Source organism: Cryobacterium melibiosiphilum (assembly GCF_003602235.1).
Taxonomy (GTDB): Bacteria; Actinomycetota; Actinomycetes; order Actinomycetales; family Microbacteriaceae; genus Cryobacterium; species Cryobacterium melibiosiphilum.
On sequence record NZ_QZVS01000095.1, the window covers coordinates 33,646 to 46,215 of the forward strand.

The following is a 12,570-nucleotide window of genomic DNA, read 5'->3' on the forward strand; positions in this document are numbered from 1 at the left end:
GGAAAAGCCGCGATCAGGTCGGCAGCGCCTAGTTCGGGCTCTGGCCGATGGTCAGCCAGGCGTCGGGTTCGGTGCCACGCCCGCCTGAGGCCTGCCCTCGGTTCGTGGAGCGGGCATCCTTCATCGATTGCAACTGCCGGTCAACGGCCGACTGCGTGGCGCCCGCCGACAGCTGACGGTCGAGGTCGGCGTCGGGCGTGGCGGTCGCGTCGTTGAGGGCCCCGCTGGCGATCAGGTCGTCGGTGGCCGCGGCGCGGGCCTGCATCTGGGCGACCCGGTCCCGCGCCCGGTCGAGGTTGGCACCGACGTTGCTGATCTCGGAGCCGATGTTGGCGGCGGCCTCGTTGGCCTGTACCCGCGCCCGGGAGGCGGCGTAGGTGGCCTTCATCGTCTCTTTCTCGGTGCGGAACGCGGCCACCCGCTGCGCCAGGCGACGCTCGTTGTCCTGCAGTTGGGCCTGCTGGGTGCGCAGCGCGGCGTACTGGTCGCGCAGCGAGGCGACTTCGGTCTCGACCAGCACCCGGCGTTCCAGCGCCGTGCGGGCCAGGTCATCGCGCCCCTGGTTGAGGGCCTCCTCGGCCTGGTCGGCCAGTCGCCGGTGGCGGGTGCCCAGTTCCTGACCTTGCAGCTCGAGCCGCTTGCCGGCCGTGGCCACCTCCGCGAGTCCCTGCCGAACCTTCTGCAGCATCTTGAGCTGCTGTTCGTAGCTGTCGTCGAGGGCCTCCCGCGGGTCTTCCATGCGGTCGAGTGCCTGGTTGGCCTTGCTGCGGAACACTACGCGCAGTCTCGATGCGAAACTCATAACTTGTTCCCTCTGTTCTGGTGGTCCAGGCTGGTCGGTCGGGACCCGAGCGGATGCGGGGGGTACAGGTCGTCGGCACCGTTCAGCAGCCGCAGCTCCTGAACGCCGGCGTCGAGGGCGGCGACCTCGCGGTCGACTTCGGCATGAAGGGAGTCGAGGGTGTCGCCGCCGAGGTCGTTCAGGCCAGCGGTCACGGAGGAGCGCAGGCGCCCGACCATCCCGGCCACCTGGTCGACCTGGCGCGTGGCGTCGGCGATACTGTTCGCCAACGCCCGGGCGTCGTGCTCGCTCTCCATGAGCTTGAGCTGGGACTCCAGCACCAGGCCCTGGCGGTGAATGCGGCGAAAGAGCTGCGGCAACTCGCCCTTCGGACCGTCGCTGCGTGCGGCCAGGGTATATGCCGCCTGGGCGCTGTCGAGGGTCTCGCGCAGTCGCACCCGCAGTTTCAGTACCTTACGCCGCGGACCGGTGCTGACGCGGGCACGAGTGCGCAACGCGGCTGACGACAGGGCCGAATTACGCCGAATGCGGCGGTACAGCATCCGTGTGATGAGGACGACCGTCACCGTGGACACGAGGCCCGTCACCGCGAGGGCAATCAGAATTTCGGCGAGCACGCTCACGTCGACCTCCTCGAGACTCATGTCGGTGTCTGGGTGCGATTGTAGCAAGGAAGCGGTTCGCGAGGCCTGCCACCGGCCCGATCGTGCAAGGCTGGGGGCATGGACCTGGAGGTATCGCCCGCGCTGACCATTCCCGAGCGCGAACTCGGCTGGCGGTTCTCCCGGTCGTCGGGGCCGGGCGGCCAGCACGTCAACACCTCGGACAGTCGTGTCGAGCTGTTCTGGAATGTCACCGAATCGACGGTGCTCTCCGATGACCAGCGGATGCTGCTACTCACCCGTCTCGAGCGGCGCCTCGTCGCCGGGGTGGTCACGGTGACCGCCTCCGAGCAGCGCTCCCAGTTGCGCAACCGGGAGAGTGCCCTGCGCAAACTCGCGGAGATCGTGGCCGGCGGGCTCGCCCCCGAAGCGCCGAGTCGCCGCAGGACGAAGCCGACCCGTGGCTCCGCCCGACGGCACCTCGCCGCCAAGCAGCAGCGCTCGGCCACGAAACAGCAGCGCCGGCGCCCGCCGTCCGATTAGTCGGTGCGGGCGGCGAGGTAGCGGTCTTCGGCGGTGTAGTCGAGCAGGGGGCCGAAGAATGGGTCGCCTGCCCCGGGCGTGAAGCCAACGCGGTCGAGGAAGAGCAGCCAGTTGATCTCGTCGGGAATGGTCTCGGCGAAGGTGCCGACCGGAACGTAGCCGAGGTCGACGGATGCCGTGGTGTTCAGGATGATCGGCGGGCGGGCGTCCCCGGGGTGCCCGCCGAGCGACGGGTCTGCGGCCGAGTCCTGGGACTCGTCGAGAAGAATCTCCTCCCAGACGTGGTCGTACCACGTGAACTGGGTGAAGTGGGCTGCGATGGCGCGGGTGATCTGCAGGGCGGTCGGCGCGTCGGGATCGGCGCTGTTCAGGATGCGGCTGCCGGGCACGGCCGCGACCCGCTCGATGAGCGCGGCGGTGTTGACGGCCGCCGTCGTGTGGTCGATGCCGACGCCGCCGGGCGCCAGAAAGACGGCGGGACGGCGCTCGAGGGCGCGCTTGATGAACATCCACTCACGGGGGCGGGCCGCGCCCTCTCCGTGCACCGTGGAGGCGCGGATGACCGTGACGGGCATCCGCTGTCGAGCAGCAGCGTTTCGGCGGCGACCTTGTTGGCGCCGTAGCCCTCGCGGGAATCCTGGTCGCCGTGGCCGGCACTCATAGTGGGTTGGTCTTCGCGGATCGGTGCGGTGAAGCGCGGGGCGACGTCGGAGTTCACGTGGTTGCCGTGCTCGTCGACGTAGACGGCCTTGCTCGAGAGCATCACCGCGGATGTAACGCCCGGCAGCAAGGGGAGGAGCGTGCGGGCATCCGCTTCGGTGAAACAGAGCGCGTCGACGAGCAGGTCGGCGCCGTCGCCGAGCAGAGCGGCGAGGCCGGCGCTGTTATGACGATCGAGGGTGTGAAACCGAGCGCCGGACTCCCTCAGATCCCGCGGAAGGTGGGACTCCTGGCGGCCGGTGATGTCCAGTTGCCACCCCGCGCTCATCAGCCGGCGTGCGGTGGCGCGCCCCAGGGCGCCCGTTCCTCCGAGAATGACGGCTCGCTTCATCGTTCCAGCGTAGGTGCCCGTTGCGGATGTCAGAGCCCTTGACAAGTTGCTTGCTTTTAACAAGTATGTGGGTGTGCTCGCAGATGGCGGGCCGACCCATCGACGGATGAGGAGTCACCATGGTCACCAGTATTTTCGTCAACTTTTCCACTCGCGACCTCGACCGGGCCAAGGCCTTCTACGAGGGACTCGGGTGGAGCATCAACCCGAATTTCACCGATGAGAACGCGGCCTGCATCGTCATCGACGAGAACGTCTTCTTGATGGTGCTCACCCGCGAGTTCTTCCAGACGTTCAGCGACAAGCCGATCGGCGATCCGCTCGTCGACGTGCAGGTGCAGACGGCTTTCAGCCGGGATTCCCGGGAAGAGGTTGATGAGATCCTCGAAAAGGCCATCAAAGGCGGCGGCACCGAGCAGCGCACCGCCCAGGATTACGGGTTCATGTATTCGCGCGACTTCGAAGATCCCGACGGCAACCTGCTCAGCGCCCTGTGGATGGACCCCGTCGCCGCCGAGATCGGCCCGGAGGCCTACATGGCCCAGCAAAGCACGGACGCCTGATCCCGGGTGGCCGCTCGCAGTTACGGCCAACACTCGGCGGTCGTCGCCGCCCTCGAGCTGGTCGGCGAACGGTGGGCGCTGCTCATCGTTCGCGACCTGCTCGTGGGGCCGCGCCGCTACACCGACCTGAAGACGGGGCTGCCGCGCATCCCCACCAACATCCTGAGCACCCGACTCAAGGAATTGCAGCAGGCCGGCGTCGTGCGGCGGCTTCCTTTGGCGCACGGGCTCGGTTACATGCTCACTGACTACGGCCGCGACCTCGAACCGGTCATCCTGGCTCTCGGGCGCTGGGGCTTTCGGGCGCTCGGTGAACGAGCCGACGGCGAGAACGCGACGACCGAGTCGCTGACGATCGACCTCCGCAGTGCCTTTCACGCGGATGCCGCCCGCGCACTTCCCGCAACGACCTACGGCGTGCACGTCGGTAACGTTGCTCTCATCGTGTTGGTCGATGCCGGCGTGCTGACGGTGCGCACTGCCGCGCCCTCCGCCGCGCTGTCGGCCCCCCTTGCGGCCGTCGGCGTCCCAAGCGTCCAGCGTGTGTCGGGCGTCACTGGAGTACTCGTTGCGGACCTAGTGGTCATGGCGGACGATGTCTGCAGCCTGCTGGCGGGTGAGTGGCAGACCGGAACCACCACCCTGCGCGTGCTCGCGGGGGATGCCCGGCTGCTGACGCGTTTCTCGGCAACCTTCCAACTCGAGCGGGAACCGGCCGCCTCGGTCGAGACCACCGCAAGCGCACTTCGGGTGAGCGTGGCCGTTCGGGTAGGCGAGACGCCCAGCCATCCCGCCTCGCCATCAGGCCGTCGCGGGCGCGCAACCTACTACATTTGACCAGGCACCTGACGGGACAGCTCCGCCGCTAACCGAGCCGGAAGGGTGAACCGAGTTTCAGCGGTGACTTGCTCTGCAGCGGCATGGGTGTTCGGTCGGGGTCGGTGGTGGCCGGTGGAATCAGAAAATAGCGGCCGTGTTTTAGGATGACCCTCCAGTGGTCGTTGTGGATGCGCAGGTGGTGGGTGGCGCAGAACAGCATTCCGACGTCGATATCGGTTTGCCCGTTTTCGGTGGAGTACAGGTCGAGGTGGTGGGTCTCGGTCCACGACGGTGGCATCAGGCAGCCCGGCATCATGCAGCCGCCGTCACGGACGGCCAGGGCCTGACGCTGCTCTTTGTTGAACAGGCGCAGCGCCCGGCCCACGTCCAGGGGTTTCCCGTCGAAGCTGAACAGAACCGGCGTGAACCCGCTGTCGCAGATCAGCGTCTCGATCACGGCGGCTGGCGCCGGGTCGCTGCCACCCTCGACGAATCCGTTTCCGACGACCAGCCGGCCACGGTGCCCGGTTTCCGGCGGTCCGCCCGGGTGCACGCCGGGGTGCTCGCTGGGTTGCTCGGCCGTCGCGACGATCTTCAGGGCTGGCTCCCGCACGAACATTTCGTTCGGGTTCGCCGACGCGGCCACTTTCAGCGCTTCGATCAGGAACTCGGCCCGAATCCGCCCGGTCGAGCGCGGGTCATTGATCAGTGCTTCCGCCCGGGCTTTCTCCTCCTTGATGGTGAACCGCGGCCCACCGGTGCGCGGCCCCGTCACCTGCAGCAGGAAGCTGTTATGTCTCGACAGGCTCGACAACCGACGCGCCGTTGACGGGGTCGAGTTCGAAGTCGCCGTGCAGCATGCCGTCGGGCTTGATGTAGGTGCGCACATACTGCCGGTCGCGCATGGCTTCGGCTCGACTGGCGATACCGGCCGCGTCGATGGTGTTGCGCGCGTGCCGGGCCGCGGTCGCGGCCTGGTCCGCGTTCAGGGTGCGGCACTCCGTGATCAACCCGGCGAGGGCCTCGCGCAGCATGTCATCGGTCACGCCCTCGGCCGGCTCGCCGAGGCCGGTGCGAATTAGATACGCCGCATTCGTGCCCAGCGTGCCGTCTGCGACGGCATCTCCCAGTGCGGAGTACCACGGCGTCTCAACCACAGTGTGCGGGAGCTCGGGATTCTCCACGGCGATCAGGTCGGCTTCGAGCTGTCGCAGCCGGGCGGTCTCGGCCTCAGCGGCCATCAACCCGGCGCTGATCAGGTGGCGCTGCTCCGACCGGGTGCCGGCGCCACCGCCGTCGAGGGACTGCAACAACTCTTCCGTGCCTCTGAACCCTTTACGGCGAGCGAGGCCGGCGGCTTTGAGCTGCCAGTCGGAGCGTTTGTGAATATTCGCTGCGGACAGGGCTTGGTAGGTTGTGGCTTCGCGGACGAAGTGGGAGATTGCGGTGTGGGTGCGCTCCGATTCTTCATCGGATAGCTCCGCGAACAGGGCCGCGGACGGCTGACACCGGTGTAATACACCGGCTACTTCCTCAAATACAGCTTCCATGCTGGTCATGAGAACAGTGTGTCAGCATCCTCCGACACTCCCCGCTTTGGCCGGCGGTGGCTGCGCGGTCTGAGGAGTGCCCCGCGATTCCTGCGGCTTTCCGAGTGCTGTGGCCAATTATTCGAAGGTAACGGGCGCCACGTCCGGGCCATCCGGGCTGCACCTAGCCTTCCCCCCGGATCGGGGCGATGATGGCCGACATGACGGAACGGACCCTTTCACGCGGTGCCGGATCGTGACCCCCGCGGCCCGGCGCGTGCAGCGCATCTACCTGACCCTGCTGCTCGGAAACACCCTCGCAGCGTCGTTCATCTGGGGCATCAACACGCTGTTTCTGCTCGACGCGGGGCTGTCGAACTTCGAGGCCTTCGCGGCCAACGCGTTCTTCACCGCGGGCATGGTCATCTTCGAAATTCCCACCGGGGTCGTCGCCGACACGGTCGGCCGCAAGGCGTCATACCTGCTCGGAACCATCACTTTGTCGGTCACGACGGCCCTGTACTGGCTGCTGTGGCTCTGGCAGGCGCCCTTCGTGTGGTGGGCGATCGTGTCCGTGCTGCTCGGGCTCGGCTTCACCTTCTTTTCCGGCGCGGTCGAGGCCTGGCTCGTCGACGCGCTCACCGCGACGGGCTACACCGGCAGCCTCGAGGCGGTCTTCGGCCGCGGCCTCGTCGTCGCCGGCATCGCGATGTTCGCCGGTTCGGTGCTCGGCGGGGTCATCGCCCAGGCCACCAACCTGGGCGTGCCGTTCCTGATTCGGGCGGCCGTGCTGGTGGCGATGTTCGTATTCGCGTTCGTCGTCATGCGAGACCTTGGCTTCACCCCGGATCGCTCCGCGGGCCCGATCACGGCGACGCGCAACGTGTTGACGCAGTCGATCGAGCACGGCCTCAGGAAGCGCTCGGTGCGCTACGTGATACTCTCCGCTCCGTTCGCCGGTGGGGTCGGCATCTACGCTTTCTACGCCCTGCAGCCGTACCTGCTCGAGCTCTACGGCGACCCGTCCGCGTACTCCATCGCCGGGTTGGCCGCCGCGGCACTCTCGCTCGCCCAGATCGCCGGGGGAGTGCTCGCACCGCGCATCCGTGCGCTCTTCGTGCGGCGCACGACCGCGGTGATCGGGGCATCCGTCGCCAGCATCGCGGTACTCATCGTGCTGGGCGTGAACCGTTCCTTCTGGTTCGCCCTCGTGCTGCTGGTGGTCTGGGGGTTCGTCTTCGCCGTCGCGACGCCGGTGCGACAGGCCTACCTGAACGACATGATCCCGTCGAAACAGCGCGCGACCGTTCTGTCGTTCGACTCGCTGTTCGGCAGCCTCGGCGGGGTGTTCATCCAGCCGGGTCTCGGCCGGGCCGCCGACCTCGGCGGCTACGGCACCTCGCTCGTGATCGGCGGCATCGTGGAGGTGATCGGCGTGCCCTTCCTGCTCGCGAGCCGCCGCCAACGCGACCCCGCCGACAGCAAGACGGCCGCAGCGGATGCCGCGGCGCCCTCCTCCGACACGGCCTAGCTCCCGCCGCGCGACGAAAACCTGCTCGTGCGCCCCTACGCTGCGGGCTCTGTCGTTCATGCGCTCAAAAACTGCTCGTGCGCCTGGCCTGGCCTGCCACGCGCACGAGCAGTTTTGGGGCGCACGGGCCGCGTCTCCTCCGCACGGGCGACTCTGTCAACTCGCCTGCACGGTGTCGCACGTGGCGGGTAGCCTGCTGGTCATGACCCTCGACCCGATTCTGCTCGCTTGGCTCCTCGACTCCGACCCCGCCCTGCGCTGGCAGGTCGAACGCGACCTGGTCGGCGCGCCAGCCGAAGTCTGGACCGCGACCCGTGCCCGGGTGGCCACCGAGGGCTTCGGCGCGCGGCTGCTCGCGCTGCAGGATGCCGACGGCCAGTGGGCGGGCGGGGCGTACTTTCCCGGGGACTTCGATTTCGAGGGCCCCGAGGCAGCGGATGACGCCGGCCAGCCGTACACGGCCACCACCTGGTCCCTGAACTCCCTGCGGGACTGGGGTGTCGACGCGAACGCCCTCGCCGGAACGGCCGAGCTGCTCGCGGCGAACAGCCGGTGGGAATACGAAAACCTGCCGTACTGGAACGGTGAGGTCGACGCCTGCATCAACGCGTTCACGCTCGCCAACGGTGCTTGGCTGGGAGCAAACGTCTCGGGCCTCGCCCAGTGGTTCGTGGATCACCAGATGACGGAGGGCGGCTGGAACTGCGAGTGGGTTGAGGGGTCGACCCGATCGTCGTTCCACTCCACGATCAACTCGCTGCGCGGTCTGCTCTACTACGAAGAGGTGACTGGCGGTATCGTCAACGGAACACCCGACGAACTCCGCGCGGCTCGGCACGCCGGCGAGGAATACCTGCTGAAACGTCGCCTGCTGCACCGCCTGTCGACCGGCGACGTCGTGGCGCCGTGGGCGCCGACGTTCGTCTACCCGTTCCGCTGGTTCTACAGCGCTGTCAACGCGGCCGACTACTTTCGGCAGGCCGCCCTGCACGATGGCGTCGCACCAGACCCGCGCCTCGCGGACGCCATCGACCTGATCCGCGCCGCCCGTCAGCCTGACGGAACCTGGCAGCAGGAACGCCGCCACCCCGGACGCGTCTGGTTCGAGATCGACGTGCCGGCCGGCGAACCGTCGAAGTGGCTCACCTTCTACGGCACCCGCGTTCTCGCCTGGTGGGACGCCGCCGCCGGCTCAGACCCGTCGTCAGGCCCAGCGCGGTCTGACCCGCCGGCGGCGACCCGTTGAGGCCCGGCCACGTCCGTAGACGAGGTACATCGCCAGGCCCATGATGATCATCAGCAGCACCGTGTAGACGAACGTGATCGACATTGAGTCGAGATTGTTTTCGCCCTCCGTGCTGAGCTTGATCGCAATTCCGAGCGGCTGATACAGCGGGTGGTAGAGGAACACGGCGGCGTCATAGTCGTCGAGGAGGCTGTTGAAGTTGAGCGCCATAATCGCCGCAGCGGTGGGGATGACGAGCGGAAACAGCACCGTGCGCAGCGTGAAGAGCGGCCCGGCCCCGAGAATTCGGGCAGCGTCCTCGAGGGACTCCGGCACTGACGCAAATGCGGCCTTCAGCAGGCGCAGCGTGAACGGGATCTTGACGATGATGTAGGCGATCAAGAGGATGCTGGTGGTTCCGGTGAGTACCTGGCCCCCCACGAGGGCCTGCGGCCGGTCAAAGGTCATGACCAGAGCGAGCGCGATCAGGATCGTGGGCAGGATCCACGGGATGTGCAGCAGATACTCGATCAGCGTGGTCACCGGATTGCGGTGTTTGTGCACAACCCGCGCGACGAACAGCATGCCGACGACCACGATCGCGGAGGCGAGGGCGCTGTAGACGACGCTCACGACGAACGGGCGCAGCACCGACGGAGTACCGAACACGGTTGCGTAATTGCCCAGGGTGAAGGCATCCCAGGTGATCGTGCCGGTCAGAATCGCGCTCGAATCAAGGAACGAGAACATCACGATCAAGACCACGGGAGCGGCGTACACAAGGAACAGCGCGTACGCCACGATGTGCACCGTGACGTTGGCGGCCCGGTTGGGAATCTTCTGCTTCGTGAGCGGCGTCGCCACCTTCGCCACCGAGAAGTACACCCCCGATTTCTCCACGCGGTTCATCATGGCGAGCAGCACGATCGTGGCCAGGCCCAGGATGATGGCCAGCAGTGCTGCCAGGTCGCGGGACCCGCTGCTCTTCGAGAACGTCAGGATCATGGGGGCGATGGTTTGAAAATCGGTGCCGCCCAACACCAGGGGCGCGGTCAGTGCCCCGAGCCCGGTGAGGAAGGTGAGCACGGTGACCGCGAAGATCATCGGCCGGAGGGCCGGCAGCACGATGCGCCAGAGGATGCGCAGGGTTCCGGCCCCCATATTGCGGGCCGCTTCGATGGTCTGGTAGTCGATTTTCGCGAGCGACGAACCGAGGAAGAGCATGTGGTTCGTGGTCGTGGCGAGGGTCATCACGACGACCACGGCGAAGTAGCCTGAGAACCAGTCGCGGTCGATGTCGGGAAACCAGTTACCGACCGCATTGGTGACGAAGCCGTAACGACCGTAGATGAAGTTGTATCCGGCGGCAAGCACGATTCCGCCGTAGATCAGGGTCGTCGCATAGCCGAGCCAGAGCATCCGTGCGCCTCGAATGGCGAAGTAGTCGGTGACCAGCACGATGAAGATGCCCACGACGTTGACCGTCACCGCGAGGGTGCCGGCGAGCAGAAAGCTGTGCCACAGGCTGTTCATGGCCCGGTCGGAGCTGACGAGCTTCTCCAACGCGCGGAAGCTGAATCGGCCGTCGGGAAAGAACGTTCCGATCAGCAGGGTGGCGTTGGGAAACACCAGGAAGGTGGCGATGAACCACAGGGTGACGAGGGCGACGACCAGCACGAGGGGCGAGCGCAGCAGGGAGCGCCAGGAATTGCGCATGCTAGTACTGCAAAACCGAGGCGGGATCGATATACAGCTCTGCGTGCGACCCGGCGACCAGCGGCGCCGCGCCGCCCTCCGCAACGAGTGCGCGAATCGAGCTGCCGTGGCTGTGAATCGTGTAGGTGCTGTGGGCTCCGTGATAGGACCGTTCGGCCACAATGCCGTCGAGACGGATGCTGTCGCTCGCCTCGGTGGGCCGCTGCAAGGCCACTTTTTCAAGCCGCAGGTAGGAGGCCTTGTCGGCCTCGAGGGCGGCGCCGGCATCGCGGAGCCGCTGCATCACCTCGACGGACAGTCTGTTCATCGCTCCCACGAACGTGCAGACGAACTCGGTTGCCGACCGGTTGTAGATCTCTTCGGGAGTTCCGACCTGCTCGACGACGCCGCGGTTGAACACGGCGATGCGGTCGCTCATCGTCAGGGCTTCTTCCTGGTCATGGGTCACGTACACCGTCGTGATGCCGAGCTCACGCTGCAGGTTCTTGAGCTGTTCGCGTAACTGCACGCGCAGTTTGGCGTCGAGATTGGAGAGCGGCTCGTCGAGCAGCAGGATGCGCGGCTTCAGCACGAGGGCACGGGCGATGGCGACCCGCTGCTGCTGCCCGCCCGAGAGCTCAGACACGTTCTTGTCGAGCTGCTCGGAAGTGAGTTCCACCTGACCGGCGATTTCATCGACGAGCGCGCGGGTCTCGGCCTTGTGGGTCTTGCGCACCTTCAAGCCGAATGCGATGTTCTCCCACACGCTCATGCTCGGAAAGAGGGCGTAGTTCTGAAATACCATCCCCACACTGCGCTTCTCGCTCGGCAGCCTCGTCGCCGCGGTGCCGTCGATATGGATCTCCCCCTGCGAAGGCTCGATGAAACCGGCGAGGGTGCGCAGGGCGGTGGTTTTGCCGCAACCGCTCGGCCCCAGCAAGGTGAAGAATTCACCCTGCTTCACCTCCAGATTGAGGCCCGGGATGGCGGTGTGGTCGCCGAAGCGCACCTGAATGTTGTCGAACCTGATCATGGCTGCTCCCACCGGGCACCGAGACTCGGCAGCGGTGCCCGGCGAATCGTAGGGCGGGCGAGGGGCGTCGGGCGGACCGTTACGGCAGGTACTCGAGCTCAGTCTTCTCGACCCAGGAGCCGATGTTCTCGCGGGTGAGCGCCCAGTCGATGTCCTGTTTGGGCAGCGACTCGATGAGCTCGACGACTTCGGGGAGCGCCTCGGCGCGGGCGGCTTCGTTGACCGGGTAGGCGGCGAACTCGGCCGCGAACGCGCCCTGCACGTCGGCGCTGCCGAACCAATCGATGAATTCCTCGGCCGCGGCCTCACGCGGGGTGCCGTTGATGACGGCGATTTGCTCGGTGACGTAGGGAACGCCGTCTTCGGGGCTGATCACGCCGGTGACGGTGCCGTATTCGGCGTCGCGGCTCGTGATTCCGCTGCTCGGGATGACGCCGAAATCGACCTCGTCGCGCGTGAGGCGGGCGTAGAGGTCCGTGCCCTCGACGACGGGGGAGCCGTGCTCGAAGTAGGCCTCGACCTGATCCCAGCCGGCGTCAGAGATTCCCAGTTCGCCGTCTTCGTCGGCGTACGACGCCAGCAGGCCCGCGAGCACCAGCTGCGGGGTCGCCTGCCCGAGCGCGGTATTCACCTCGTACCGGCCGCTGTACTGGTCGTCGTTCCAGAGATCCTCGATCTCGGTGGGGGCATCCGCTGCGCTGATGGTGTTGGTGTCTTAGACGGTGACGATGGCCTGCTCGACGAGCGGCCAGAAGGCGCCGTCGGCCGCGTCGCCGGCCGCGCTGTCGACCTCGCCCGACCAGGCGGGGGTGTAGGCCGCGATGGCGTCTTCGGACTTCAGGGTCTCGAAGAACATGTTGTTCAGGCCGAACACCACGTCGCCGACGGGATTGTTCTTTTCGGCCACGATGCGATTGGCGAGGTCGGCGCCGCCGAGGCCGACGATTTCGATGTCCAGGCCGGCGGCGGATGCCTGCTCGATGATCCACTCTCCGCGTCCGTCGGAGTTGGAGTTGGTGTAGACGATGAGGGTGCCGGCGTCGTCGCCCGAAGCCGACGTGTCGGCGGCAGCGCTGCAGGAGGTCAGCGCGATGGTGCCCAGCAGAACGAGCGCAACGGAACTGACGGTGGTAGTGCGCTTGTGCAATGTGGTTCCTTCTGTGGCTCGGCGCAACCA

Annotated in this window: 15 protein-coding genes; 5 read left to right on the plus strand and 10 right to left on the minus strand. The window is 66.9% G+C overall.

The genetic code is table 11. From position 1 onward, the window contains the following. Positions 1 to 28: 28 nt before the first annotated feature. Positions 29 to 802: a PspA/IM30 family protein gene (locus D6T64_RS18550; RefSeq protein WP_119976167.1), complete on the minus strand. Its 774-nt coding sequence runs from the start codon at positions 800 to 802 to the stop codon at positions 29 to 31. Next, positions 799 to 1,446 carry a hypothetical protein gene (locus D6T64_RS18555; protein ID WP_119976168.1) on the minus strand — a complete coding sequence of 216 codons (648 nt, stop codon included), beginning with the start codon at positions 1,444 to 1,446 and terminating at the stop codon, positions 799 to 801. Before D6T64_RS18555 ends, D6T64_RS18550 begins: the two co-directional genes overlap by 4 nt. Before the next feature lie 78 nt (positions 1,447 to 1,524). Between D6T64_RS18555 and arfB the strand changes: the two genes are divergently transcribed. Continuing rightward, a complete protein-coding gene (gene arfB / locus D6T64_RS18560) occupies positions 1,525 to 1,947 on the plus strand; it encodes an alternative ribosome rescue aminoacyl-tRNA hydrolase ArfB (protein ID WP_119976169.1) in 423 nt (140 codons plus the stop codon). Here arfB and D6T64_RS23275 read toward each other — a convergent pair. Next, a complete protein-coding gene (locus D6T64_RS23275) occupies positions 1,944 to 2,336 on the minus strand; it encodes a hypothetical protein (RefSeq protein ID WP_233551396.1) in 393 nt (130 codons plus the stop codon). The two genes, arfB and D6T64_RS23275, sit on opposite strands and share 4 nt — an antisense overlap. Next, entirely contained in the window at positions 2,315 to 2,998 is a 684-nt protein-coding gene (locus tag D6T64_RS23280; protein WP_233551398.1) for an NAD-dependent epimerase/dehydratase family protein, read from the minus strand. Before D6T64_RS23280 ends, D6T64_RS23275 begins: the two co-directional genes overlap by 22 nt. A 119-nt stretch (positions 2,999 to 3,117) precedes the next feature. Here D6T64_RS23280 and D6T64_RS18570 point away from each other — a divergent pair, with 119 nt between their 5' ends. Then, positions 3,118 to 3,561 carry a VOC family protein gene (locus D6T64_RS18570; RefSeq protein ID WP_119976170.1) on the plus strand — a complete coding sequence of 148 codons (444 nt, stop codon included), beginning with the start codon at positions 3,118 to 3,120 and terminating at the stop codon, positions 3,559 to 3,561. 6 nt (positions 3,562 to 3,567) lie between these two features. Continuing rightward, the gene (locus tag D6T64_RS23550; RefSeq protein ID WP_119976171.1) at positions 3,568 to 4,398 is read left to right on the plus strand and encodes a winged helix-turn-helix transcriptional regulator; all 831 of its coding nucleotides are present in this window, start codon (positions 3,568 to 3,570) and stop codon (positions 4,396 to 4,398) included. 28 nt (positions 4,399 to 4,426) lie between these two features. On the opposite strand, the gene D6T64_RS18580 is transcribed toward D6T64_RS23550, so the two are convergent. Together D6T64_RS18580 and D6T64_RS18585 are read right to left on the minus strand one after the other, a co-directional pair. Next, the gene (locus D6T64_RS18580) at positions 4,427 to 5,155 is read right to left on the minus strand and encodes an HNH endonuclease signature motif containing protein (protein WP_158594920.1); all 729 of its coding nucleotides are present in this window, start codon (positions 5,153 to 5,155) and stop codon (positions 4,427 to 4,429) included. Between the two features lie 16 nt (positions 5,156 to 5,171). Next, a complete protein-coding gene (locus tag D6T64_RS18585) occupies positions 5,172 to 5,939 on the minus strand; it encodes a DUF222 domain-containing protein (RefSeq protein WP_119976173.1) in 768 nt (255 codons plus the stop codon). Positions 5,940 to 6,165: 226 nt separating this feature from the next. Between D6T64_RS18585 and D6T64_RS18590 the strand changes: the two genes are divergently transcribed. Next, positions 6,166 to 7,440, plus strand: coding sequence for an MFS transporter (locus tag D6T64_RS18590; protein ID WP_119976174.1), 1,275 nt, complete (start codon positions 6,166 to 6,168; stop codon positions 7,438 to 7,440). 202 nt (positions 7,441 to 7,642) lie between these two features. After that, on the plus strand, positions 7,643 to 8,686 hold the full coding sequence (locus D6T64_RS18595; protein WP_119976288.1) for a squalene cyclase: 1,044 nt from the start codon (positions 7,643 to 7,645) through the stop codon (positions 8,684 to 8,686). On the opposite strand, the gene D6T64_RS18600 is transcribed toward D6T64_RS18595, so the two are convergent. The 4 genes from D6T64_RS18600 to D6T64_RS23295 form a co-directional block, all read right to left on the minus strand. Next, positions 8,645 to 10,381: an ABC transporter permease gene (locus tag D6T64_RS18600; RefSeq protein WP_119976175.1), complete on the minus strand. Its 1,737-nt coding sequence runs from the start codon at positions 10,379 to 10,381 to the stop codon at positions 8,645 to 8,647. The genes D6T64_RS18595 and D6T64_RS18600 overlap by 42 nt on opposite strands. Before the next feature lies 1 nt (position 10,382). Next, positions 10,383 to 11,393, minus strand: coding sequence for an ABC transporter ATP-binding protein (locus D6T64_RS18605; protein WP_119976176.1), 1,011 nt, complete (start codon positions 11,391 to 11,393; stop codon positions 10,383 to 10,385). Positions 11,394 to 11,472: 79 nt separating this feature from the next. Further along, positions 11,473 to 12,096, minus strand: a complete 624-nt coding sequence (locus tag D6T64_RS23290; RefSeq protein ID WP_267900500.1) for an extracellular solute-binding protein — start codon at positions 12,094 to 12,096, stop codon at positions 11,473 to 11,475. A gap of 12 nt (positions 12,097 to 12,108) precedes the next feature. After that, a complete protein-coding gene (locus tag D6T64_RS23295) occupies positions 12,109 to 12,540 on the minus strand; it encodes a type 2 periplasmic-binding domain-containing protein (RefSeq protein WP_233551400.1) in 432 nt (143 codons plus the stop codon). Positions 12,541 to 12,570: the final 30 nt, after the last annotated feature.